The 25,717-nt window shown below is 46.4% G+C and carries 26 protein-coding genes; 5 read left to right on the forward strand and 21 right to left on the reverse strand.

What is annotated here, in order from left to right:
* Positions 1–17 precede the first annotated feature (17 nt).
* From atpD to OH455_RS17985, 21 genes are all read right to left on the reverse strand, one after another.
* Entirely contained in the window at positions 18–1,421 is a 1,404-nt protein-coding gene (gene atpD / locus OH455_RS17885; protein WP_006957443.1) for a F0F1 ATP synthase subunit beta, read from the reverse strand.
* Between the two features lie 35 nt (positions 1,422–1,456).
* On the reverse strand, positions 1,457–2,323 hold the full coding sequence (gene atpG, locus OH455_RS17890) for a F0F1 ATP synthase subunit gamma (RefSeq protein ID WP_006957444.1): 867 nt from the start codon (positions 2,321–2,323) through the stop codon (positions 1,457–1,459).
* 43 nt (positions 2,324–2,366) lie between these two features.
* Complete coding sequence (gene atpA / locus OH455_RS17895) at positions 2,367–3,908, reverse strand: F0F1 ATP synthase subunit alpha (protein ID WP_239838788.1); 1,542 nt, start codon at positions 3,906–3,908, stop codon at positions 2,367–2,369.
* Positions 3,909–3,921: 13 nt separating this feature from the next.
* Entirely contained in the window at positions 3,922–4,455 is a 534-nt protein-coding gene (gene atpH / locus OH455_RS17900; protein WP_021458003.1) for a F0F1 ATP synthase subunit delta, read from the reverse strand.
* Between the two features lie 14 nt (positions 4,456–4,469).
* Positions 4,470–4,940 (reverse strand): F0F1 ATP synthase subunit B, encoded by a 471-nt coding sequence (atpF, locus tag OH455_RS17905; RefSeq protein WP_006957447.1) that lies wholly within the window; start codon positions 4,938–4,940, stop codon positions 4,470–4,472.
* Positions 4,941–5,012: 72 nt separating this feature from the next.
* Complete coding sequence (gene atpE, locus OH455_RS17910; protein WP_006957448.1) at positions 5,013–5,267, reverse strand: F0F1 ATP synthase subunit C; 255 nt, start codon at positions 5,265–5,267, stop codon at positions 5,013–5,015.
* 57 nt (positions 5,268–5,324) lie between these two features.
* On the reverse strand, positions 5,325–6,137 hold the full coding sequence (gene atpB / locus OH455_RS17915; protein WP_006957449.1) for a F0F1 ATP synthase subunit A: 813 nt from the start codon (positions 6,135–6,137) through the stop codon (positions 5,325–5,327).
* 8 nt (positions 6,138–6,145) lie between these two features.
* Positions 6,146–6,535, reverse strand: coding sequence for a F0F1 ATP synthase subunit I (locus OH455_RS17920; protein WP_019273969.1), 390 nt, complete (start codon positions 6,533–6,535; stop codon positions 6,146–6,148).
* 186 nt (positions 6,536–6,721) lie between these two features.
* Positions 6,722–7,603, reverse strand: a complete 882-nt coding sequence (locus tag OH455_RS17925) for a ParB/RepB/Spo0J family partition protein (protein ID WP_269982290.1) — start codon at positions 7,601–7,603, stop codon at positions 6,722–6,724.
* Between the two features lie 22 nt (positions 7,604–7,625).
* Positions 7,626–8,399: a ParA family protein gene (locus tag OH455_RS17930; RefSeq protein WP_006957452.1), complete on the reverse strand. Its 774-nt coding sequence runs from the start codon at positions 8,397–8,399 to the stop codon at positions 7,626–7,628.
* Between the two features lie 14 nt (positions 8,400–8,413).
* On the reverse strand, positions 8,414–9,046 hold the full coding sequence (gene rsmG / locus OH455_RS17935) for a 16S rRNA (guanine(527)-N(7))-methyltransferase RsmG (protein WP_269982291.1): 633 nt from the start codon (positions 9,044–9,046) through the stop codon (positions 8,414–8,416).
* A complete protein-coding gene (gene mnmG / locus OH455_RS17940; RefSeq protein WP_045973979.1) occupies positions 9,046–10,941 on the reverse strand; it encodes a tRNA uridine-5-carboxymethylaminomethyl(34) synthesis enzyme MnmG in 1,896 nt (631 codons plus the stop codon). The genes rsmG and mnmG overlap by 1 nt, the downstream gene beginning before the upstream one ends.
* 446 nt (positions 10,942–11,387) lie before the next feature.
* Positions 11,388–11,822 carry an FMN-binding protein MioC gene (mioC, locus tag OH455_RS17945; protein WP_269982292.1) on the reverse strand — a complete coding sequence of 145 codons (435 nt, stop codon included), beginning with the start codon at positions 11,820–11,822 and terminating at the stop codon, positions 11,388–11,390.
* Positions 11,823–11,875: 53 nt separating this feature from the next.
* Positions 11,876–13,237: a tRNA uridine-5-carboxymethylaminomethyl(34) synthesis GTPase MnmE gene (gene mnmE / locus OH455_RS17950; protein ID WP_269982293.1), complete on the reverse strand. Its 1,362-nt coding sequence runs from the start codon at positions 13,235–13,237 to the stop codon at positions 11,876–11,878.
* A 120-nt stretch (positions 13,238–13,357) separates the two neighbouring features.
* Complete coding sequence (gene yidC, locus OH455_RS17955; protein ID WP_269982294.1) at positions 13,358–14,977, reverse strand: membrane protein insertase YidC; 1,620 nt, start codon at positions 14,975–14,977, stop codon at positions 13,358–13,360.
* A gap of 2 nt (positions 14,978–14,979) precedes the next feature.
* Positions 14,980–15,237, reverse strand: coding sequence for a membrane protein insertion efficiency factor YidD (gene yidD / locus OH455_RS17960; protein WP_080555897.1), 258 nt, complete (start codon positions 15,235–15,237; stop codon positions 14,980–14,982).
* A complete protein-coding gene (gene rnpA, locus OH455_RS17965) occupies positions 15,204–15,527 on the reverse strand; it encodes a ribonuclease P protein component (RefSeq protein WP_240457354.1) in 324 nt (107 codons plus the stop codon). Before rnpA ends, yidD begins: the two co-directional genes overlap by 34 nt.
* A 45-nt stretch (positions 15,528–15,572) precedes the next feature.
* Complete coding sequence (rpmH, locus tag OH455_RS17970; RefSeq protein WP_004411068.1) at positions 15,573–15,707, reverse strand: 50S ribosomal protein L34; 135 nt, start codon at positions 15,705–15,707, stop codon at positions 15,573–15,575.
* 230 nt (positions 15,708–15,937) lie between these two features.
* On the reverse strand, positions 15,938–16,675 hold the full coding sequence (locus OH455_RS17975) for an amino acid ABC transporter ATP-binding protein (RefSeq protein WP_206371220.1): 738 nt from the start codon (positions 16,673–16,675) through the stop codon (positions 15,938–15,940).
* Positions 16,672–17,343 (reverse strand): amino acid ABC transporter permease, encoded by a 672-nt coding sequence (locus OH455_RS17980; RefSeq protein ID WP_045973973.1) that lies wholly within the window; start codon positions 17,341–17,343, stop codon positions 16,672–16,674. Before OH455_RS17980 ends, OH455_RS17975 begins: the two co-directional genes overlap by 4 nt.
* A 124-nt stretch (positions 17,344–17,467) precedes the next feature.
* Entirely contained in the window at positions 17,468–18,214 is a 747-nt protein-coding gene (locus OH455_RS17985; RefSeq protein WP_269982295.1) for an amino acid ABC transporter substrate-binding protein, read from the reverse strand.
* 417 nt (positions 18,215–18,631) lie between these two features.
* On the opposite strand from OH455_RS17985, the gene dnaA reads away from it, so the two are divergent.
* From dnaA to OH455_RS18010, 5 genes are all read left to right on the forward strand, one after another.
* Positions 18,632–20,038, forward strand: coding sequence for a chromosomal replication initiator protein DnaA (dnaA, locus tag OH455_RS17990; RefSeq protein ID WP_206371218.1), 1,407 nt, complete (start codon positions 18,632–18,634; stop codon positions 20,036–20,038).
* Between the two features lie 69 nt (positions 20,039–20,107).
* Positions 20,108–21,208, forward strand: a complete 1,101-nt coding sequence (dnaN, locus tag OH455_RS17995) for a DNA polymerase III subunit beta (RefSeq protein ID WP_269982296.1) — start codon at positions 20,108–20,110, stop codon at positions 21,206–21,208.
* Position 21,209: 1 nt separating this feature from the next.
* Positions 21,210–22,292 (forward strand): DNA replication/repair protein RecF, encoded by a 1,083-nt coding sequence (recF, locus tag OH455_RS18000; RefSeq protein ID WP_206371217.1) that lies wholly within the window; start codon positions 21,210–21,212, stop codon positions 22,290–22,292.
* Between the two features lie 13 nt (positions 22,293–22,305).
* Positions 22,306–24,723: a DNA topoisomerase (ATP-hydrolyzing) subunit B gene (gene gyrB / locus OH455_RS18005; RefSeq protein ID WP_269982297.1), complete on the forward strand. Its 2,418-nt coding sequence runs from the start codon at positions 22,306–22,308 to the stop codon at positions 24,721–24,723.
* A 539-nt stretch (positions 24,724–25,262) separates the two neighbouring features.
* On the forward strand, positions 25,263–25,697 hold the full coding sequence (locus OH455_RS18010; RefSeq protein WP_019273978.1) for an Hsp20 family protein: 435 nt from the start codon (positions 25,263–25,265) through the stop codon (positions 25,695–25,697).
* Positions 25,698–25,717 lie beyond the last annotated feature (20 nt).

Below are 25,717 nucleotides of genomic sequence, written 5' to 3' on the forward strand. Positions count from 1 at the left end.
TCGCCTCCTAGTTAGCCTTATAGCTTCTTCGCATTCTCGATAGCATCGTCAATTGCACCACAGTACATGAACGCTTGCTCTGGAATGTCGTCGTAATCACCAGCTAGTAGACCTTTGAAGCCACGTAGAGTCTCTTTAAGAGGTACGTAGATACCAGGGTCACCAGTGAATACTTCCGCTACGTGGTAAGGCTGAGTTAGGAAACGCTCAATCTTACGTGCACGAGATACAACTTGCTTATCTTCTTCAGATAGCTCGTCCATACCTAGGATCGCGATGATGTCTTTCAGCTCTTTATAGCGCTGAAGTGTCTGCTGAACGTTACGAGCGATATCGTAATGCTCTTGACCTACAACTAGAGGGTCAAGCTGACGAGATGTTGAATCTAGTGGGTCGATCGCTGGGTATAGACCCATCGCTGCGATGTTACGGTTAAGTACAACCGTTGCATCCAAGTGCGCGAACGTAGTTGCAGGAGACGGGTCAGTCAAGTCATCTGCAGGTACGTATACCGCCTGTACAGACGTGATAGAACCTTGCTTAGTTGACGTGATACGCTCCTGAAGTACACCCATTTCCTCTGCTAGAGTAGGCTGGTAACCTACCGCAGATGGCATACGACCTAAAAGTGCTGATACTTCTGTACCCGCTAGTGTGTAACGGTAGATGTTATCAACGAACAGTAGTACGTCACGACCTTCGTCACGGAAACGCTCAGCCATTGTTAGACCAGTCAGTGCAACACGTAGACGGTTACCTGGTGGCTCGTTCATCTGACCGTAAACCATCGCTACTTTTGATTCTTCAGGCTTCTCAACGTTTACAACGCCCGCTTCCTGCATTTCAAAGTAGAAATCGTTACCTTCACGAGTACGCTCACCAACACCTGCGAACACAGATAGACCAGAGTGTTGTAGTGCGATGTTGTTGATAAGTTCCATCATGTTAACGGTCTTACCTACACCTGCACCACCGAATAGACCGATTTTACCACCCTTAGCGAATGGACAAACTAGGTCGATTACTTTCACGCCAGTTTCTAGTAGAGCTGTTTCGTTTGATTGCTCTTCGTAGCTTGGTGCTTCGCGGTGAATAGAGTAAGTCTCTTCTGCACCGATCTCACCACACTCGTCAATCGCGTCACCTAGAACGTTCATGATACGACCTAGGGTCTTAGTACCTACTGGTACCGAAATTGGAGCGCCAGTGTTAACCACTTCAACTCCACGACGTAAACCATCAGAGCTACCCATTACGATACAACGAACTACGCCACCGCCTAGCTGTTGTTGAACTTCAAGAACTAGACGCTCTTTTGAGTCCGTTACGTTTAGAGCGTCATATACACTAGGTACTTCGCTCTGTGGGAACTCTACGTCGACTACCGCACCGATGATCTGTACGATCTTACCTGTAGCCATCGTTAATCCTCTAAACTATTTCGTTTTACCTAAGCTTAAACCGCTGCAGCACCTGAAACGATTTCAGACAGTTCTTGTGTAATCGCAGCCTGACGGGCTTTGTTGTACACAAGTTCTAAGTCTTCAATCAGGTTGCTGGCGTTGTCTGTTGCAGCTTTCATCGCAATCATTCGAGCCGCTTGCTCACAAGCAAGGTTCTCAACCACACCTTGATATACCTGAGACTCTACGTAACGCACTAACAGTGCATCCAGCAGAGGTTGTGGCTCAGGTTCATAGATGTAGTCCCATGAGTGCTCACGCTGCATTTCTTCGCTATCTGATTTAGGCAAAGGTAGCAATTGATCGATCGTTGGTTCTTGAACCATGGTGTTCACAAATTTGTTGAACACTACATACAGACGGTCCAGTTCACCTTCATCGTATTTCTTCAGCATTACGCTTACAGAACCGATTAGGTCTTCTAAGCTTGGGCTGTCGCCCAGACCAGAAACCTGCGCAGCGACTTTAGCGCCACTGTTGTTGAAAAACGCCGTAGCTTTTGAACCGACAACCGCCAGTTCCACTTCAGCACCTTTCTCTTTCCAAGCTTGCATGTCTATAACAGCTTTCTTGAACACGTTAATGTTCAAACCACCACACAAGCCGCGGTCTGTAGAAACGATGATGTAACCAACTCGCTTCGCTTCACGCTCTTCTAGGTACGGATGACGGTACTCTAGATTTGCGTTTGCCACGTGACCGATCACTTTACGCATTGTTTCAGCGTATGGACGAGAAGCTTCCATTGCATCTTGAGAACGACGCATTTTTGAAGCTGCTACCATTTCCATCGCTTTCGTAATTTTCTGCGTGCTTTTAACACTACCGATTTTATTACGTATCTCTTTTGCGCCGGCCATCGTTACTCTCCATTAGTTGGTGGCAGAGACTGCCACCGACCTATTACCAAGTTTGGGTTGCCACGAAGTCGTCAGTCAGCTTCTTAAGCTGCGCTTCAACTTCATTGTTGTATGCACCCGTCTTGTCGATCTCAGCTGCGAAATCAGCGTATTGACCGCGAGCGTACGATAGTAGAGCCGCTTCAAAATCTAGCAGTTTGCTTAGTTCAACATCTGCTAAATAGCCACGCTCTGCCGCGAAGATTACTAGCGCTTGGTCAAATACAGACATAGGAGCGTACTGCTTCTGCTTCATTAGTTCTGTAACTTTTTGACCGTGGTCTAACTGTTTCTTCGTTGCTTCATCAAGATCAGAAGAGAACTGTGCGAATGCTGCAAGTTCACGGTACTGAGCTAGTGCTGTACGGATACCGCCAGATAGCTTCTTGATGATTTTCGTCTGCGCTGAACCACCTACACGAGATACTGAGATACCTGGGTCAACCGCTGGGCGAACACCTGCGTTGAATAGCTCAGTCTGTAGGAAGATCTGACCATCGGTAATCGAGATTACGTTAGTCGGTACGAATGCTGAAACGTCACCAGCTTGAGTTTCGATGATAGGAAGAGCAGTCAAAGAACCAGTCTTACCTTTCACTTCACCGTTAGTGAACTTTTCTACGTATTCTGCGCTTACACGAGCAGCACGCTCTAGTAGACGAGAGTGAAGGTAGAAAACATCACCAGGGAAAGCTTCACGACCCGGTGGACGTTTTAGTAGTAGAGAGATCTGACGGTAAGCGACAGCTTGCTTAGATAGATCATCATAAACAATCAGTGCGTCTTCGCCGCGATCACGGAAGTATTCACCCATCGCACAACCTGCGTATGGCGCTAGGTATTGTAGCGCTGCAGATTCAGAAGCAGATGCAACAACAACGATAGTGTTCGCTAGCGCGCCGTGCTCTTCTAGTTTGCGAACTACGTTGGCGATAGTCGATGCTTTCTGACCGATTGCTACGTAGATTGAGAAAATACCAGAGTCTTTCTGGTTGATGATTGCATCGATCGCCATTGCTGTTTTACCAGTCTGACGGTCACCGATAACAAGCTCACGCTGACCACGACCGATTGGGATCATTGAGTCAACAGATTTGTAACCAGTTTGAACAGGCTGATCAACCGATTGACGGTCGATTACACCTGGTGCAATCACTTCTACAGGTGAAGACAGTTTCGCTTCGATTGGACCTTTACCATCGATAGGCTCACCTAGCGTGTTTACTACGCGACCTAGTAGTTCTGGACCAACTGGTACTTCAAGAATACGACCAGTACCTGTAACTTTCATGCCTTCCTTAAGGTCAGCATATGGGCCCATTACAACTGCACCAACCGAGTCACGCTCAAGGTTAAGTGCCAGTGCATAACGGCCACCCGGTAATTCAATCATTTCACCTTGCATCACGTCCGCTAGGCCGTGAATGCGGATGATACCATCGCTTACCGAAACGATAGTACCTTCATTGCGAGCTTCACTAACAACATCGAAAGATTCGATACGCTGTTTGATTAGATCGCTGATTTCCGTGGAATTAAGTTGCATGCTCCAATCCCCATTAAGACTGCAATGCATCGCTCAGGCGGTTCAAACGACCACGCGCTGAGTCATCGATGACTAAGTCTCCGGCTCGAATAATCACCCCACCAAGTAGGGCCTCATCTACACTGCAATTCAGCTTAACTTTGCGTTCAAGACGCTGCTCAAGTTTGCTGCTGATACCTGCAAGCTGCTCATCAGAAAGATCTGATGCTGAAATAACTTCAACATCCACTTCTTTCTCATGCTCTTTTTTAAGAGCAAAGAACTGTTCACAAATATCAGGAAGGGCCGCTAATCGGCCATTCTCTGCCATCACCTTCAATAGGTTTTGGCCATGAGCATCAACTTGATCGCCGCAAACTGCTACAAATACTTCTGCCAGTTTATCGGCAGAAACCGAACCCGTTAGGAGTTCGTGCATCTGTTCGTTTTTAGCTACTTCAGCAGCAAAAGAAAGCATCTGACCCCATTGGTCCAACGCCCCTTTTTCCACTGCAAAGTCGAATGCTGCTTTAGCATAGGGGCGTGCGATAGTAGTCAAATCAGACATAGGCGCCCCCAGACTTAAAGTTTTGCAGTAATGTTGTCGAGAATATCTTTGTGCGCATCTTTATCGATTGAGCGCTCAATGATTTTCTCAGCACCAGCTACAGCCAGAGTTGCAACTTGTTTGCGCAGCTCATCGCGAGCACGGTTGCGTTCAGCTTCAAGTTCAGCTTCCGCTTGTGAAAGAATCTTCTGGCGTTCTGCCTGAGCTTCTTCACGAGCTTCATCTAGAATTTGGGCTTTGCGCTTGTTCGCTTGCTCGATGACCTCTGTTGCTGTGCGCTTCGCTTCTTTCATCTGTTCAGAAGCGTTTGCTTGCGCTAGATCCAAGTCTTTTGCAGCACGTTCAGCTGCTTGTAGACCGTCAGCAATTTTCTTCTGACGTTCTTCGATCGCTTGCATCAATGGCGGCCATACATACTTCATGCAGAACCACACAAACAGTGCAAACGAGATTGCTTGACCTAGCAGAGTTGCGTTTATATTCACAACAGCTACCCCTTCTATTCGGACTTAGTATTAATCAATAACAAGCCAAAGCTTGTCGAAAGTTAAGAGTGATTAACCTAGTTGACCAACGAATGGGTTCGCGAATGTGAATAGAAGTGCGATTACGATACCGATCATTGGAACCGCATCAAGTAGACCCGCGATGATGAACATCTTAACTTGTAGCATAGGAGCCATTTCTGGTTGACGTGCTGCACCTTCAAGGAATTTACCACCTAGAAGTGCGAAACCAATCGCAGTACCAAGAGAAGCAAGACCGACGATAAGACCTACGGCGATTGCAGAAAAGCTCAGTAAAGTTTCCATTACTATCTCCAATTTATAGTTGTTGGCTAGTTGCCCAAATAAAAAGCTTTAAAAAAATTAATGATCACTGTCTTCGTGTGCCATTGACAGGTAAACAATTGTCAACATCATAAACACGAAGGCTTGAATCGTGATAACCAAGACATGGAAGATTGCCCACGGTAGTGAACCCATCCATTGCAAGTACCATGGTAGCATTGCCGCACAAAGAATGAATACAACCTCACCCGCGAACATGTTACCGAATAGACGCATACCAAGAGACAGAGGTTTCGCAAGTAGCGAGACCACTTCAATCAGTAGGTTAAACGGAATCATCAGTGGGTGATTGAATGGATGTAGTGCTAATTCTTTAGCGAATCCACCTAGACCTTTCACTTTGATGCTGTAGTAAATCATCAGAGCGAAAACGCCTAGAGCCATAGCCATGGTGATATTCACATCAGCAGACGGTACAACCTTAAGGTAAGGAATACCAAGCCAATGCTCTGCTGGGTAAGGTAAGAAGTCGATTGGCACTAAGTCCATCAAGTTCATTAAGAATACCCAACAAAAGATAGTCAGTGCTAAAGGCGCGATCAGTGGGTTGCGTCCATGGAACGTGTCTTTGACGTTTTCCGCGACAAATTCAACGATCATTTCTACAGCACACTGAAGCTTACCTGGTACACCCGCTGTTGTTCTCTTTGCTACCTTGTAAAAGATTCCTAGGAAAATTAAACCAGTAAACCAAGAAAAAAACAGGCTATCGATATGTACGTTCCAGAAACTTGCCTCCTCCGCTACAAGACCTAACTTATAAGTAGAAAGGTTTGTAAGGTGGTGGGAAATGTATCCGGACGCAGTTAGCGCTTCACCTGGCGCAGCCATAACTCATCCTATTTTTTGTTGTTAATGAATAGCACTGGCGCACAGATATTAATACCTAGAGCCAGCAAATAGGTTAGCTTAAGGGGAACAAGTTCCACCTGTATATACATGTAAGCAAAGGAAAAAAGCGCCACTGTGATAAGGATTTTCAGTGCTTCACCTGCATAGAAAGAGTTCGCGATACGCTTTGCAGCGCGAGCCCCACCATACATGAAAGCAAACAATGCGAACACCGCATTAGCAACAACAAAAATGCCGCCACCAATCAGTGCTGAAAGCCCCCATTCAGCATTCACAGCCACTGCCATTCCTGCCGCCATTAGTGTAACCGCGCCAAACTGGATCATTAACAATCGCTTTGCGAGCTCTCGTCCTGGTCTAGCTAACGCAGCTACCATGTATTCGTACCTCGAGTAAAATCCACAGCGTTACTACCTCATGCTGGGAAATTGGCGAAAATTATACGGTGAGTCCTATTGAATGCAATTAAAACACCGCAAAAAGTTACAATTTTGTTTACAAACCGACAACTTCCGCACAAAAATTCGTTTTTTTACACAATTGATCGAAATCAATTATCTCATTTAGCCTTCAAGCTTGGCAATCAGTTGCTCTAATTTGTGAGGCTCATCAAGACTAATCGTAACTTTCGACGCACCGTTCTTGGCACGCACGATTGCCACTTTAGCACTGAGCATTTCACTCAATTTCTGTGACATTTGTTGTGCCTCAGTGTCTTGAAGCTCGTTTTTCTCTTCAGATTGCGGCTGGAGACACTTTTTCACTAACTGTTCTGTCTGACGAACAGTCATTCGCTTCTTCGCGACTAGCTCAGCGACCTCAACCTGCTGTTCTCCTTCCAATGCCAAGAGTGCACGTGCGTGACCCATTTCGAGCATTTTTTCCGAAAGGAGATACTTGACGTCCATTTCCAGCTGATTCAGTCGCAACAAGTTACTCACAGTAGCGCGCGACTTACCGATCACCTCAGCCACTTGCTGGTGGGTGAGAGAAAATTCTTCCTGAAGACGATCTAGAGCGACCGCCTCTTCGATCACATTAAGATCTTCCCGCTGAATGTTCTCGATCAACGCCATCGCTATAGCTGCGCGATCGTCAACGTTTTTGATCACACACGGCACCTGCTTTAGACCCGCTTTACGTGCCGCACGCCAACGTCGTTCCCCTGCGATGATTTCAAATTTGTCATTTTCAACCTGACGAACCACAATCGGCTGAATAATCCCCTGAGACTCTATCGAAGCCGCTAGTTCTTCCAGTGCTTCAGGCTCCATATCCTTACGCGGCTGATAGACACCAGGCTTAAGGCTGTTGATGCTTAAATCCGTCAGTTCCCCATCAGAGGAAAGCTCTTGGCTGTGCAGTGCACTTTGCTGTTTTTCACGTGCGAGCGAGCTCGTTGAAAGCAGAGCATCAAGCCCTTTACCTAAACCACGTTTAGACATGAGACAAATTCCTTTGGTTGGGTTATGCAGGGACTTCATCGCGGCGCAGCATTTCTCCGGCTAGAGCCAGATACGCTTTTGCGCCTGCGGAGTATTTGTCGTAGTACATGGCTGGTTTACCATGACTTGGCGCTTCAGCCAGACGAACATTACGCGGAATAACAGTGCGGTACACCTTGTTACCAAAGTGCTTTTTCAACTGATCGGACACTTCGTTTGACAAGCGGTTACGAGGGTCATACATGGTGCGAAGCAGACCTTCGATTTTAAGATTTTCATTTACCACCGCTGCCAGCTTACTGATGGTATCCATTAATGCTGTTAAACCTTCCAGTGCAAAATACTCGCACTGCATAGGAACCAAGACCGAATCTGCTGCGGCCATGGCATTGATTGTAAGAAGGTTTAGCGATGGAGGACAATCGATAAAGATGAAATCATAGTTATCACGAACTGACGCAAGAGCGTGCTTAAGACGAACTTCACGTGCGAACACTTCCATTAGTTTGATTTCAGCGGCAGTAACATCACCGTTGGCGGCAATCAAATCATAATTGCCAGAGGTTTTGCGACACACGACATCATCAAAGGCGACGTCTTCAACCAACAACTCATAAGCAGTGGCATCCACCTGATACTTATCTACGCCACTAGCCATAGTAGCGTTACCTTGCGGGTCGAGATCAATCACCAAGACCTTACGCTTGGTCGCGGCCATAGACGCGGCTAAGTTGATACACGTTGTTGTTTTACCAACTCCACCTTTCTGGTTGGCGATTGCTACGATTTTTCCCACGGTGAACCTCGCTTTTATTCCTTGCGGGTTAAGATTACTAGATGACGCTCACCTTCCAATTCAGGAACTTGTAAAGCTTTGATGTCGGTCACAGAACACCAATCTGGAAGCTGGTCAATTTCATCTTGAGGCAGTTGGCCCTTGAGGGCCATAAAACAGCCCGTTTGTTCTTTTGGTAAGTGATGACACCACTCCACCATATCAACCATAGAAGCAAATGCTCGGCTCAACACGCCATCAAATTTGTCTTGTGGCTGAAATTCTTCAACACGGCTTTGAATCGGCGTAACATTACCGATCTTGAGTTCATGCAGCACTTGTTTTATGAAGCGAATACGCTTGCCAAGGCTATCAAGCAAATAGAACTCTTTGTCTGGATTCATAATAGACAAAGGGATCCCCGGTAGGCCAGGACCTGTACCAACATCAATAAAACGTTGGCCTTGTAAGTGAGTGCTGACCACTATGCTATCTAGAATGTGTTTCACCAGCATGTCACTAGGATCACGTACAGATGTCAGATTATAAGCTTTGTTCCATTTGTTGAGCATTTCAACATAACCAACAAGTTGCTCTCGTTGACGATCTGAAACTTCAAGCGTGGTTTTAGCAATCAGTGAGTCCAATTGACGGCGTAATACACTCATTATGCCTCCTCACCTTTTTTCAGCATGCCTTGCTTCTTAAGATGAACCAACAAGATGGAAATAGCCGCTGGTGTAATTCCAGAAATGCGTGATGCGATACCAATAGATTCAGGCTTAGATTCATTCAATTTCGCCACCACTTCATTCGATAGGCCTTTCACGTTGGCGTAATCCATATCAAGTGGCAGGTGCGTATGTTCATGGCGTAGAGATTTTTCAATCTCGTCTTGCTGACGCTTAATGTAACCTTCGTATTTAACTTGGATTTCCACTTGCTCTGCCGCCTGATGATCTTCCATCGCAGGCGCAAAGGCCTCTAGCTCTGTCAGCTGTTGATAGGTCATCTCAGGACGACGCAGCAAATCTTCACCACTGGCTTCACGCACCATTGGTGTTTTTAGTAATTGGTTAAGCGCATCAATACCTTGTGATTTAGGATTCATCCAAGTGTCTTTCAGGCGCTGGCGCTCTTTGGTCATGTTGTCGATCTTTTCGTTGAAACGTGCCCAACGAAGATCATCGATCAAACCAAGTTCACGCGCCTGCTCTGTTAGACGCAAATCCGCGTTATCTTCACGCAGCAACAAGCGATACTCGGCGCGTGAAGTGAACATTCGATATGGCTCTTTCGTCCCCATCGTGGACAAGTCATCAATCAAGACGCCAACGTAAGCTTGATCACGACGTGGACTCCAACCTTCTTTGTCCTGACTGTACAAACTCGCGTTCAAGCCAGCCATTAAGCCTTGCGCAGCAGCTTCTTCGTAACCAGTGGTACCGTTGATCTGGCCAGCGAAGAACAAACCATTAATAAATTTAGTTTCGTAAGTCTGTTTTAAATCACGTGGATCGAAGAAATCATACTCTATCGCGTAGCCTGGTCGCACGATGTGGGCATTTTCAAACCCTTTCATGGAACGGACAATTTGAACTTGGACATCAAACGGCAAACTGGTTGATATACCGTTTGGATAAAGCTCATGCGTGTTCAGTCCTTCAGGCTCGATAAAGATCTGATGGCTGTTCTTGTCAGCAAAACGCATTACTTTGTCTTCAATCGACGGGCAGTAGCGTGGACCGATTCCCTCGATTACGCCCGCATACATAGGGCTACGATCTAAGTTATTGCGGATCACTTCATGTGTTTGATCGTTGGTGTGGGTGATAAAACATGGGATCTGACGTGGGTGCTGCGTTCTTTGGCCCATAAAGGAGAATACTGGTGTTGGATTATCACCATGTTGTGTTTCCAACTGGGAGAAATCAACACTACGTGCATCAATTCTTGGTGGCGTACCTGTTTTAAGGCGATCAACTCTGAATGGCAGTTCGCGTAAACGATCCGCTAAAGCGATCGATGGAGGATCGCCTGCACGGCCCCCTGATGAGCTCTCCATACCAATATGGATCTTACCGCCAAGGAAAGTACCAACTGTTAATACAATGGCTTTCGCGTGGAAACGAAGCCCCATTTGCGTCACAACACCTACGGCTTTGTCTTGCTCAACAATCAGATCATCGACAGATTGCTGGAACAAAGTTAGGTTTTGTGCATTTTCTAAAGCCTCACGGACATAAGCTTTGTACAGAGCACGGTCAGCTTGAGCACGAGTTGCTCTAACTGCGGGACCTTTGGATGCATTGAGGGTTCTAAATTGAATACCAGCGTGATCGATAGCTTGGGCCATTAAGCCTCCCATCGCGTCGACTTCTTTGACTAGGTGGCCTTTACCTATACCGCCAATGGCTGGGTTACATGACATCTGACCTAAAGTGTCGATGTTATGCGTCAATAACAGCGTTTTTTGTCCTGTGCGAGCTGATGCGAGTGCGGCTTCCGTTCCTGCGTGTCCGCCACCGACAACAATGACGTCAAATTTTTCGTGATAAAGCATGAACTGACCTCTGGTATTCAATAGAGAGATGGGCAGATAAAAAGGAGCGCTATTCTACCTGCTTTCACATTGATAGAAAATCGCTTTTCGCGTTTTTAATCTAAGCCTCTGACAAAGCTTATTAATATAGGATCTCTATATATGATCTTTTATTAGATCTATTATAAGGATCGACGATCTCTGTGGATAAGTAAAAAATGATCAATAAGATCATGGATCTTAAACAGATCAAATGATGTGATCTTGCTTGGATCAGATCGAGGATTACCTGAGATCAAAATGGCTAGTTATTCACAGGTGAAAAATGAGTTAAGAGTTATTATTTGGATAACTATAGGTTAATCACCGGATACTTTGTACTTTATCCACAAGGGTAACGATTTAAATTTAACCGGATTGAGAAAGAAGAAAGGAAATGACAATGAGCAATCACTTCCTTATTGGGGTTATAGGCTATCAATATGGTCGGCTAGCCAAGCCTCAGCGGCATCTTCAGGGACATCATGACTGAGCACATCGATTGTCAGACAGTCTGCAACTGGTGTACCACCGATATCCTCGAGTAGCGCATGAGCATGTTGGCCCGCAGCACAAAATGTATCGTAACTGGAGTCGCCAATCGCTATCACGGCATACTTAACCCCTGACATTCTTGGAGGAGTGTTTTGCAGGGCTTGGATAAATGGCTGAATGTTATCTGGGTATTCACCGGCACCATGGGTGGAAGTGATTAGTAGCCAGGTACCTTCAGCCGGGATCTCACTCAGATCAGGTTGATTATGAATACAGGTCTCAAAACCTTTTTCAATTAGGAGATCACTGAGATGATCGCCAACGTATTCAGCACCGCCTAATGTACTGCCAGTAATTATTTGGATCATAGGGTTTCCTTTTACCTAAAAAACACGCGACTCAGAAGTCGCGCGTATGGGGATTATTTGCCAATGCAGAAGGAGGAGAAGATCCGCCCGAGCAAGTCATCTGAGCTGAACTCTCCGGTGATTTCATTGAGGTGCTGCTGCGCAATTCTCAGTTCTTCTGCAAGGATTTCGCCCGCCATGTAACCTTCCAGTTGCTGCTGACCTATATCAAGGTGTTGAGCCGCTTTTTCCAGTGCTTCTAGGTGACGACGACGAGCCATAAAGCCGCCTTCGTGCCCACCCGCAAAGCCCATGCACTCTTTAAGGTGCGTACGTAGTGATTCGACGCCCTGACCTGTTCTGGCCGACAGACGAATCAGCGTTGGATCGTTAACATGACAGATGCCAAGTATTTCATCGGTTTGATCGACTTTATTGCGGATCACCGTCATGCCGATATTGTTCGGCAATCGATCGACGAAGTCAGGCCAAATCTCTTTCGGGTCAGTGGCATCTGTGGTGGTGCCATCAACCATGAACAAAACGCGGTCGGCTTGCTCGATTTCTTCCCACGCTCGTTCGATACCTATTTTTTCGACTTCATCTGACGCATCGCGCAGACCTGCTGTATCGATGATATGCAGTGGCATGCCATCAATATGGATGTGCTCTCTCAATACATCTCGGGTGGTGCCAGCAATGTCGGTCACAATGGCAGACTCTTTACCTGACAGAGTGTTCAGAAGGCTGGATTTGCCTGCATTTGGTCGACCGGCAATGACCACCTTCATCCCTTCACGCATGATAGCGCCTTGTGTCGCTTCTTTGCGCACGGCTGTGAGGTTATCAATAATCGTCTGTAGGTCGGCAGAGACTTTACCATCGGCAAGAAAGTCGATTTCTTCTTCGGGGAAATCAATTGCGGCTTCAACGTAGATCCTCAGGTGTATCAGAGACTCTACCAAAGTTTGTATTCGATTTGAAAACGCGCCTTGAAGTGATTTAAGGGCCGATTTTGCCGCTTGTTCTGAGCTGGCATCAATTAAGTCCGCAATGGCTTCTGCTTGGGCTAAATCGAGCTTGTCGTTGAGGAAAGCGCGCTCTGAAAACTCACCCGGGCGAGCTGTGCGGATCCCGGGAATTTGCAGGATGCGCTTGATCAGCATATCCATAACGACTGGGCCGCCATGGCCTTGCAGTTCTAGAACATCTTCTCCGGTAAAGGAGTTTGGATTAGGGAAGTACAGCGCGATACCTTGATCGAGCTGAGTACCATCCTGAGCCGTAAATGGTAGATACTCGGCGTATCTTGGACGTAACTCTTTGCCTGTTACCTCAGAAGCGACTTTGGCTGCAAGGGGACCGGATACGCGAATAATGCCGACACCGCCTCGTCCGGGCGCAGTTGCTTGAGCGACAATGGTCTCTGTAGTCATAGTAGTAGCCTGTGCGATGCATACCCTGTGAGGGTAAATAGTGAATGAAATGAATTGTAATCAGCCAAAAACAAAAAGGCGACCTTTTGGTCGCCTTTCTCGATTATTTACGCCGACTCGTTATTTTGAGTGCAAGCCTTTCTTCTCCAGCGCCTTATAAATCAGCGTCTGTTGGATCAGAGTCACGATGTTCGATACTAACCAGTAAAGAACCAGACCTGACGGGAAGAACAGGAAGAAACCAGTGAACAGAACAGGCATGAACGTCATGATCTTCTGCTGCATTGGATCTGTCACTGTGGTTGGGCTCATCTTCTGGATCAGGAACATGGATGCACCCATCAGTAGCGGCAAGATGTAGTAAGGGTCTTGCGCTGACAAGTCAGTGATCCAACCAAAGAATGGCGAGTGACGCAGTTCCACCGATTCCATTAATGCCCAGTACAGTGCAATGAAAATAGGCATCTGTAGAAGTAGAGGTAGACAGCCACCTAGTGGGTTTACTTTCTCTTTCTTGTACAGTTCCATCATTTCTTGGCTCATACGCTGGCGGTCATCGCCAATACGCTCACGCATCGCTTGCAGTTTAGGCTGTAGCATGCGCATTTTTGCCATTGAGGTGTACTGTGCTTTTGTCAGTGGGTACATAGCACCACGTACAATGAAGGTCAGAGCGATGATCGCTAGACCCCAGTTAGACACAAAGCTTTGAATGAATGACAGTAGCATGTGCAGTGGTTTAGCGATAAACCATAGCCAGCCGTAATCCACAACCAAATCTAGGTTCGGCGCGGTTTCTGCCATTTCTTCCTGAAGTTTAGGACCTACCCAAAGTGTCGCGTTGAATTTTGCTGAATCACCCGTTGCGATGGTTTTGTTCGGCATACGAACACCAATGTCACCCAGGTTACCAATCACACGAGTGTACAGATTAGTGCCTGGTTCGTTGCGAGGGATCCATGCTGATGCAAAGTAGTGTTGGATCATCGCTGCCCAACCCTGGCCATCAGGTAGGTTGATAGACAGGTTACGATCCTGCATATCGTCAAAGCTGTATTTTTTGTAACGCGTATCTTCGGTTGAGTACGCACCGCCACGGTAAGTTGGCATAGTGATGCTGCCGCCCGCGTCCATTAGGTTCTGACGCAGGTGAGCGTACATACCAAATGTCGCGTTGTTACCTGAGTTGTTGACCACATCGTATTCAACGTCAACCGCGTAGCTGCCGCGCTTAACAATAAATGTTTTGGTGTACTCAAGGCCATTTGCTTGGTATGTCATTGGGACGCGAAGTTCATCCTGACCGTCTTCCAAGGTGAAGCTATCCGCATTCACTGAGTAAGCCGGACGATTTGAGCTGCTCAGATCGATACCTTGAGGGCCGACTAAACCACTTTGCGCAATGAACTGATGGCCTGGCTCGTTTTTCAGTAAGACGAACGGGTCGGATGAATCCAGTTCTGCAGAGTATTGGTTCAGGTCTGCAGTGATAACATCACCACCAACCGTATCAATCGACAGAGTCAAGACGTCAGTTGTCACGGTAATCGTTTTAGCAGACGCTTGTTGCGCAGGTGCGGGATCTAAATCATCCGCAAGAGTAGGGGCAGGTAAGGTACTGCTTGATTGTGCCTGTTCAACCGGCTGCGGTGCTGGGTTCTTTGCGACTTGCCATTGTTGAAACAACAAGAAAGAAACCAGTGCTAGCGCGATTAACAGGATATTACGTTGAGAATCCATCGTTATTTATCTCTGTCTTGTTTCTGGACTGGTGGAACGGGATCAAAACCGCCCTCATTCAAAGGGTGGCATTTTAATAGACGTTTGCTTGATAACCAACACCCTTTTACAAAACCGTGAGCTTTTAGTGCTTCTATGGCGTAAGTGGAGCAGGTCGGAGTAAAACGACAGCGTGGTCCGATAAGCGGACTAATAAGACCTTGATAAAGACGGACGAATCCGATTGCTACCCACGCGAAGGGCGAGACAGGCGCTGCCATAATTTATCAAACAGTTTGAATAATTCTTCATTGCTCAGATCTTGGGCACTTTTCTTGGCAATCACAACAAAATCTTTGTGAGCAAGCTGATGTTGATTGTTACGAAAACTTTCACGAGCAAGGCGTTTAAAACGATTGCGACCAACGGCGGTTTTAATCTGTTTTTTTGGAACGGCTAAACCTAATCGAGGGTGAGATAGGTTGTTATTGCGAGCAATGATGGTGAAATGTGGTGAGCCAGCTCGATGAGCTTGCTGGAAGACATTTTGATAATGCTCGGGAGTTAACAGACGTAACTCCCGATCGAACGCGTACGTTTTCAAAATAATCGAAGATTACTTAGAAAGACGCTTACGGCCTTTTGCACGACGTGCATTGATTGTTGCACGACCGTTCTTAGTAGCCATACGTGCACGGAAACCGTGAGTACGCTTGCGCTTTAGAACTGAAGGTTGAAAAGTGCGTTTCATGATAATTACCTTTACTGATCAGTAGTTTTAGGTTCTTAGTTAACCCGGCGTGGGACTTTTTTTCTTCTTTATATACAAAGAGGACAAACCGACGCCTCTCAACAAAGAGGCGGAATTGTAATCACAGTCACACAAAGTGTCAATCATTGAGCAACTGCTAAATTCCGGCCGAGCGATTATACGTAGTGTGAGCAAAATCTCAAGGATCAAGCGATCTTCTTTGGTGATCTTTACTCAGCACCTACTTGGCGAAGGAATCTCTGTAAACGAGGATCCTGTGGATTATTAAATATATCCTGTGGAGAGCCTTGCTCAACGATATTGCCTTCCGCCATAAAGAGCACGCGATCCGCCACTTCTCGGGCGAACTGCATTTCGTGTGTGACCACCAGCATGGTTTGGTGTTTAGTTGCTAACTCCTTCATTAACTGAAGAACTTCGCCCACCCATTCTGGGTCCAGTGCTGAGGTCGGTTCGTCAAACAGCAATAACTCAGGTTGAAGTGCCATCGCACGTCCGATACCCACACGTTGCTGCTGGCCACCAGACAGCGCTGCTGGATAACTGTCTCCTTTATCGCCAAGGCCGATGTCGTCAAGAATCTGCTGAGCTCGTGCCAATGCTTGGTCTTTCTTCCAGCCGCGGACGGTGATGAGGCCTTCAGCAATATTCTGACGGGCGGTCATATGGGCAAACAAGGCGTAGTTCTGGAAAACAAACCCTGTCTTACGTCGCAGAGCCAATACTTCCGCTTTAGTGTGCTTTTCAGTATCCACGCTGACGTCATCAATGGTGATGACGCCTTTATCGGCATTTTCTAGAAAATTCACCGTGCGCAGCAGGGTAGATTTACCCGTACCGCTAGAGCCAATAATGACGATAATCTCGCCTTGTTTGATGTCGAGATCGATGCCTTTAAGGACTTGTGTCTCACCAAAGCGTTTGTGAATGTTGTCTAACTTGATCATCTTACGTATGCCTTATTCAACTTAGCTTCTGCCCAGATTTGCACGCGAGTCAGTATCACTACAACGCCCCAGTAAATCAAAGCGACTGCAAGGAAGGCCTCGAAAAAGCGGAAACTTGAAGAAGCTTCCATTTGCGCTTTTGCCATTATCTCGGCCACACCTAGTGTAAAGGCTAGAGAGGTTGATTTGATCATATCAATGAAGTAGTTCATCAATGATGGCAGAGCCACACGAGTTGCTTGCGGTAAGATCACTCGACGCATCGCCTGTGTCGTAGTCATACCTACTGAAAGGCTGGCTTCCATCTGACTACGATCGATACCAATGATCGCGGCGCGGATGCTCTCGGCCATGTAGGCAGCAAAGTGCAGGGTCAAACCAATCACTGCCGCGCCGAACGCATCCAAACCGACGAGGAATGGAAAAATCTGTGGTAAGCCGTAATAAAGCAAAAACAGCTGAACCAGCAGTGGCGTTCCACGGAAGAAGCTGATGTAGAGTTGGCTCAACTGATCAAGTACAGGAACGCGAAATACACGGATATTCGCTAAAATGACGGCTAAAATCAGTGAAAATACTAAACCCCATGTCGCCATTTCCATGGTGGTGCCCAAATACTTGAGCAGTATTGGCATCAGGTTCAGCATGTAGTTAAAATCGAATCCCATAACGTATCCCAGTGAAAAATAGGCCTGTATACAAAAGCAAAACCCACTGCAAAGGAAGGAGAGCAGTGGGTTAAGAGCAAATCCGATTGAGTGTCTCAAACGGACGGGCGATACTCAAGAGTGGTTATTCAGTAATATCAGCCCCAAACCACTTCTGAGAAATTTTTTCTAGTGTACCGTCAGCACGCATTTCAGCCAGTGCTTTATTGACTTCAGCCTGAAGCTTTTTGCCGTTGTCATTGTCAACGAAAGGCCAAGCGTTTTGAATCGTCTCAAAAGGTTTACCAGCCAATTGTAGTGGAAGGCCAGTTTTCTTTATTAGCTCAAGTGCGGACAGACGGTCCATAACAAAAGCGTCTGCACGACCGAGTGCCACATCGTGTTCGATACCAGTATCGTAAGTTTTGATCTTAATCTTGCCATCTTTGTCGTAGTTGCGTAGCAACTGTTCAAAGTTTGAACCTAGGTTCACGGCCACTGTCTTGCCTTCCAGATCTTTAATACCTTTGATACTGTCGTTGTCTTTGCGAACCGTTATCTGGGCACCGTCAACAACGTAAGGGTCGGCGAAAAGGTATTTGGCCTTACGCGCGTCCGTCATTGTGATTTGGTTCGAAATCGTATCGATACGACCTGTCTCTAACAGACCAAACAAACCAGAGAAGTTTGCTGTGACGTACTCCACTTTGTAATCGTTACGCTTACCGATTTCATCCCACAGGTCCACTTCAAAGCCTTGCAGCTTGTCTTGCTGAACGAAAGTGAAGGGGAAGTAGCGGCCAGACATACCGACTTTAACTTCAGTGGCGGCTTGAACCGTTGCAGCAGAAAGTGCAACTACTGCTACAGCAGCTTTAATCCAGTTTTTCATAGTACAACTCCATAGTTTTATGGACACAAATACTACTGTCACTTTAGTTAATTAGATAAATAACCAAGAGCAATAACCTAGACGTCTGTGGAATAAGATAATGTATGAATCAGTCGCCAGTGTATGGATTGAGACGTAGCAAAAAATCAAGAGAAGAGTTCGGAATAAAATCACATCTTACAAAAGCTTGATTCACAGACTTATCACCAGATGATGGATCTGTGAGAAAAAGCGCAAATGTGGATCTTTATGTGAGTAAGAATAGGGCAGCTTGTGTTGATCTAGCGGATAATGACGTAAATATTGTGAATAACTTAGATCTTATTCACTGGATCGTCGATCATTTGCTGGCGATCTTGGTTATCAACAGGTAAAATTGCCAATCTTTTTCGATCATTAACTTTGAGTGGGGGCACCGTGTCATCTTCGCTTTGGTTGCAATGTATGCAGCAGCTTCAAGAAGAGCTACCAGCTACAGAATTCAGTATGTGGGTACGTCCGTTACAAGCGGAGCTCAATGACAATACTCTCACTTTATTCGCACCTAATCGCTTTGTGATGGATTGGGTTCGCGATCGCTACCTCAACAGCATTAATCGTTTGTTGCAGGAATACTGCGGCAATGACATTCCGAGTTTACGTTTTGAAGTGGGGAGTCGCCCTGTTTCTGCATCTAAGCCAGCGCCCAAGCGCACGCCTGCTGATGTGGCGGCAGAATCTTCGGCACCCGCTCAGCTCCAAGCGCGTAAACCAGTGCATAAAACGTGGGATGATGACGAGCAGCAGGTGGCAGAAATCAACCACCGTTCAAATGTGAATATTAAGCACAAGTTCAACAACTTCGTTGAAGGTAAATCAAACCAACTCGGTTTAGCCGCCGCTCGTCAGGTAGCAGATAATCCAGGTGCAGCGTACAATCCATTATTCCTCTACGGTGGCACGGGCTTAGGTAAAACGCATTTGCTGCATGCAGTTGGCAATGCGATTGTGGATAACAAGCCAAATGCTAAAGTAGTCTACATGCACTCGGAGCGATTTGTTCAGGACATGGTAAAAGCGCTGCAAAACAACGCGATTGAAGAGTTTAAACGTTACTACCGCAGTGTTGATGCCCTGTTGATCGATGATATCCAATTCTTTGCCAACAAAGAGCGTTCTCAGGAAGAATTCTTCCATACCTTTAATGCGCTTTTAGAAGGCAATCAACAGATCATCTTGACGTCTGACCGTTATCCAAAAGAGATCAGTGGTGTAGAAGATCGCTTAAAGTCTCGCTTTGGTTGGGGATTGACGGTGGCGATCGAGCCGCCTGAACTGGAAACCCGCGTCGCGATTTTGATGAAAAAGGCCGAAGATCATCAAATCCACCTTGCTGATGAAGTCGCATTTTTTATCGCCAAGCGACTGCGCTCGAATGTTCGCGAATTGGAAGGCGCTTTAAACCGCGTGATTGCGAATGCTAATTTTACTGGTCGCCCAATTACGATTGATTTTGTTCGTGAAGCATTGCGGGACTTATTGGCTCTACAAGAAAAACTGGTAACGATCGATAACATTCAAAAGACGGTGGCGGAATACTACAAGATTAAAGTCGCAGATCTGCTGTCTAAGCGTCGTTCGCGTTCGGTTGCTCGCCCGCGTCAATTAGCAATGGCGCTTGCGAAAGAGCTGACCAACCACAGCTTGCCTGAAATTGGCGATGCTTTTGGTGGTAGAGACCACACTACCGTATTACATGCTTGCCGAAAAATCGAACAATTGCGCGAAGAGAGTCACGACATCAAAGAAGATTATTCTAACCTGATTCGTACCCTTTCTTCTTAAATCACAGTATTCTAAGCACTAAATAGAATCATACCGTATTAGTTAAACGAATTCTGATAAGAGCGTACTATGAAATTTTCCATTGAACGTAACCACTTACTTAAACCGCTCCAGCAAGTGTCTGGCGCATTAGGTGGTCGTCCAACTCTTCCTATTTTGGGTAACCTGTTACTGAAAGTTGAAGACAACATGTTGTCTATGACAGCAACAGACTTGGAAGTCGAGCTTATCAGCCGTGTCGCTTTGGAAGGCGATTTTGAAGCGGGCAGTGTGACCGTTCCTTCGCGTAAATTTTTGGATATCTGCCGTGGTCTGCCTGACGATTCTGTTATTACCTTTGTTTTAGAAGGCGACCGAGTTCAAGTTCGTTCTGGACGCAGCCGATTTTCTCTATCTACTTTACCTGCCAACGATTTTCCGAACATTGAAGACTGGCAGAGTGAAGTCGAAGTCTCGCTGACTCAAGGTGAATTACGCGGATTAATTGAGAAAACTCAATTCTCGATGGCAAACCAAGACGTACGTTACTACCTCAACGGCATGTTGTTTGAGATTGATGGTACGATACTACGCAGTGTTGCCACTGATGGCCACCGTATGGCGGTATCTCAGGTTCAACTAGGGGCGGACTTTGCTCAGCAGCAAATCATTGTGCCACGTAAAGGTGTACTGGAATTAGTTAAGTTGCTGGATGCGCCTGAGCAGCCTGTTACATTGCAAATTGGTAGTTCTAATGTTCGTGCAGAAGTGAACAACTTTGTTTTTACTTCTAAACTGGTTGATGGTCGTTTCCCGGACTACCGTCGCGTGATGCCACAAACGACGACTAAAACGCTTGAAACGGAATGTGATGAGCTACGTCAGGCCTTTTCGCGTGCCGCTATTTTATCGAATGAAAAATTCCGTGGGGTGCGCGTTAACTTAGCGGATACGGAAATGCGTATTACCGCCAACAACCCGGAGCAAGAAGAAGCGGAAGAGATGTTGGATGTCAGCTTCGAAGGTGAGCCAATTGAGATTGGCTTTAATGTCAGCTATGTCTTGGATGTATTAAATACTCTGCGTTGTGAAAAAGTGCGCGTGTCCATGTCAGACGCTAACGCCAGTGCCATGATTGAAAACGTGGACGACGACGGCGCTATGTATGTGGTAATGCCGATTCGACTCTAGCATGCCGCTTTCACGTCTTATTATTCAGCAGTTTCGCAACATTAAAGCCTGTGATATTGAACTATCAGCAGGCTTTAACTTTCTTATAGGTCCGAATGGCAGCGGCAAAACCAGTGTTCTGGAAGCAATCTACTTGCTTGGCCACGGCCGCTCTTTTAAAAGCTCCTTAACAGGGCGAGTCATCCAAAATGACTGTGAGGAGCTGTTTGTACACGGCCGTTTTTTGAACTCGGATCAATTTGAGCTACCAATTGGCATTAATAAGCAGCGTGATGGCTCAACAGAGGTTAAAATAGGCGGTCAATCCGGACAAAAACTGGCTCAATTGGCACAGGTTCTGCCACTGCAATTGATCCATCCGGAAGGGTTTGATTTACTGACGGATGGCCCCAAACATCGCCGAGCATTTATCGACTGGGGTGTGTTTCACACTGAGTCGGCTTTCTATGATGCTTGGGGGCGGTTTAAGCGTCTGAATAAACAGCGCAATGCGTTGTTAAAAACGGCCACCAGCTATCGTGAGCTGTCGTATTGGGATCAGGAGATGGCAAGGCTGGCTGAAAACATCAGCCAGTGGCGAGCCACATATGTTGAACAGATGACCGAGAAAGCCACGGAAATCTGTCAGACATTTCTCCCCGAATTTGAGATCCAGCTGAAGTATTACCGAGGATGGGATAAGAACACACCTTATCAGGCTATTCTTGAGAATAATTTTGAGCGGGATCAGGCACTGGGTTACACCTTTAGTGGTCCGAATAAAGCCGATTTAAAAATTAAAGTGAACGGGACTCCGGTTGAGGATGTTCTGTCACGAGGTCAGCTCAAGCTCATGGTGTGTGCACTGCGCGTGGCGCAAGGTCAACACCTCACTGAAATGACCGGCAAGCAATGTGTCTACTTAATTGATGACTTTGCCTCTGAATTAGATAGTCAACGTCGTAAGCGTCTAGCAGACTGCTTGAAGGAGACGGGGGCGCAAGTTTTTGTCAGTTCTATTACAGAAAGCCAAATCGCCGACATGTTGGACGAAAATGGCAGGATGTTCCATGTGGAACATGGCACAATAGAACAAAATATATAGTGGAAGATAACTCATGTCTGAAAATTACGATTCATCGAGTATTAAAGTACTAAAGGGCCTGGATGCAGTACGTAAGCGTCCGGGGATGTACATCGGCGACACGGACGATGGTACCGGTCTACACCACATGGTTTTCGAGGTGGTGGATAACTCAATTGATGAAGCGTTAGCGGGTCACTGTCAAGACATCGTTGTGACAATTCATGAGGACAATTCAGTATCGGTACGCGATGATGGTCGTGGTATCCCTACCGAAATGCACCCAGAAGAGAACGTATCAGCAGCAGAAGTTATTATGACGGTACTTCACGCTGGTGGTAAGTTCGATGATAACTCATACAAGGTCTCGGGTGGTCTGCACGGTGTTGGTGTTTCGGTAGTAAACGCACTATCAAAGCAAGTAACTCTGACTATCCATCGAGGTGGTCAAATTCATACTCAAACTTACCATCACGGTGAGCCACAAGCGCCACTTTCTGTGATTGGTGAAACGGACAAAACAGGTACAGAAATCCGTTTCTGGCCAAGTGAAGAGACCTTCTCTAACACAGAATTCCACTATGACATTCTAGCTAAACGTCTACGTGAGCTTTCTTTCCTAAACTCTGGCGTATCAATCAAGCTACGTGATGAGCGTGAAGAAGATAAGCAAGATCACTTTATGTATGAAGGTGGTATCCAAGCGTTCGTTGATCACTTGAATACTAACAAGACACCAATCATCGAAAAAGTATTCCATTTTAACGCAGAGCGTGAAGACGGGATTGCCGTTGAAGTCGCGATGCAGTGGAACGATGGTTACCAAGAGAACATCTTCTGTTTCACCAATAACATTCCTCAGCGCGACGGTGGTACTCACCTTGCTGGATTCCGTGCAGCCCTAACGCGTACCCTGAACTCGTTCATGGACAAAGAAGGCTTCTCGAAGAAAGCGAAAACAGCGACTTCTGGTGATGATGCTCGTGAAGGTCTAACGGCTGTTATTTCAGTTAAAGTTCCAGATCCTAAGTTCTCAAGCCAAACTAAAGACAAACTGGTTTCTTCTGAAGTGAAGTCAGCGGTTGAGCAAGCTATGGGTGAGAAACTGTCTGAGTTCCTAATTGAGCACCCAGCAGAAGCTAAAACGGTTTGTACTAAGATTATCGACGCAGCTCGTGCTCGTGATGCGGCGCGTAAAGCTCGTGAAATGACTCGTCGTAAAGGCGCGCTAGACCTAGCAGGTCTGCCAGGTAAATTGGCAGACTGCCAGGAAAAAGATCCAGCACTTTCTGAATTATACATAGTGGAGGGTGACTCGGCAGGCGGCTCCGCAAAACAAGGCCGTAACCGTAAGAACCAAGCGATTCTTCCACTGAAAGGTAAAATCCTTAACGTTGAGAAAGCGCGTTTCGATAAGATGCTCTCTTCACAAGAGGTAGCGACGCTTATCACCGCTCTTGGCTGTGGTATCGGTCGTGACGAATACAACCCAGATAAACTGCGTTACCACAACATCATCATCATGACCGATGCGGATGTCGATGGTTCTCACATCCGTACGCTACTACTGACCTTCTTCTACCGTCAAATGCCAGAGCTTATCGAGCGCGGCTACGTGTACATCGCTCAGCCACCGCTTTACAAAGTGAAGAAAGGCAAACAAGAGCAGTACATCAAAGATGAAGATGCAATGAGCCAATACCAAGTAGCATTAGCATTAGATAATGCTTCTCTGCACGTAAATGCAGAAGCGCCAGCCCTATCGGGTGAAGCACTAGAAAGCCTTGTTAAGCAATACAACTCAGGTATTAAGCTGGTGGATCGTATGAGCCGTCGTTACCCACACGCATTGGTTCATGAGCTTATCTACACACCGCGTCTGACTGCTGAGCAGTGCCATGATGCAGCAGCCGTTGAAGCGTGGACTAAACAGTTGGTTGAACAGCTCAATGCCAAAGAAGTCGGTGCGAGCCAGTACAGCTTTGAAGTTGAGCAACATGCAGAGCTAGGTTTAAACCTACCTAAAATTGTTGTACGTACTCATGGTGTGACGCATGAGCATGCGCTGAGTATTGATCTGATTAACTCGAAAGAATACGGCAAGCTGGCCGATCTGTCAGAAGCACTTGACGGCCTGATTGAAGGCGGTGCCTACATCAAGCGTGGTGAACGTACTCAGCCTGTTTCAAGCTTTGTTGATGCATTGAACTGGTTAATCAAAGAGTCACGTCGTGGTCTAAGCCTACAGCGCTACAAAGGTCTGGGTGAGATGAACCCAGAGCAGCTTTGGGAAACGACAATGGACCCAGAAACGCGCCGTATGATGCAGGTAACGATTGAAGATGCGGTTGGTGCAGATCAGCTGTTTACGACGCTAATGGGTGACCAAGTAGAGCCTCGTCGTAACTTTATCGAAGAAAACGCACTTAAAGTTGCCAACTTGGACGTTTAGTATCTTTGATACTTCGCTCTTTCGCTTAATTTCTGTGTCAGAGGTGCTCACATACCTTCGTATGCTTCGCGCCTCTTCCTTGAACTAAAACGAAATAGCTTCGTCTCAAAAACTAAATTTTTAAAGGACTGCCAGAAATGGTGGTCCTTTTTTGTTTCTGATGTTTTCATTATTTTTCAATTGGTTGGAGCGTCATCCTCAAGAGGGAGGAACGACGGAGTTGGGGATCTCTAGAAGCGCGTAGAAAATTTTTTAATCCGGTCCCTTGAAACTATTTTACTCAATCCACATATCTATTGTTGAAGAGGGAAGCTGTCTTGCTCAAGAGAGAAGAAACAGAACCTCACTAACCGCCAATAGGGTATCGCTCAGGAGAGGATGACTTTATAGGCACACAATTGAATTTGATTCGACACTAGGTCCCAGAGTTAGCAGAACCCGAGGAGTAGTGAACGAATCCCTTAGTCGGCAAGGATCTGTACAAGATAGATCCGCGCAAACTCACGGCTAAGACTATTGCTTACTATGAGGATAGCATTATGAGAACTGTAGATTTCACTCCACTTTACCGCAACGCAATTGGCTTCGACCGTCTATTCAACATGATGGAAGCGAACACTTCGAAGAACACTTCTGGCGGTTACCCTCCATACAATATCGAGCAAAAAGATGAGAACAACTACCGTATTACTATGGCAGTTGCAGGCTTTGCTGAAGAGCAGCTAGACCTTACTCAAAAAGAAAACATGCTGATTGTTAAGGGTGAGCGTAAATCAGAAGAAGAGAAGCAATACGTGTATCAAGGTATCGCAGAGCGTGATTTCGAGCGTAAATTCCAGCTAGCAGACTATGTAAAAGTGGTGGGTGCAAGCATGGAAAATGGTCTGCTGCACATTGACCTAGAGCGCGAAATCCCTGAAGCGATGCAACCACGTAAGATTGCGATTGGTGGCAAAAACCTAATCGAAGGTTAACTCGTCATATTTGAAACCAC

This window comes from Vibrio sp. T11.5, from assembly GCF_027587155.1.
Classification (GTDB): domain Bacteria; phylum Pseudomonadota; class Gammaproteobacteria; order Enterobacterales; family Vibrionaceae; genus Vibrio; species Vibrio neptunius.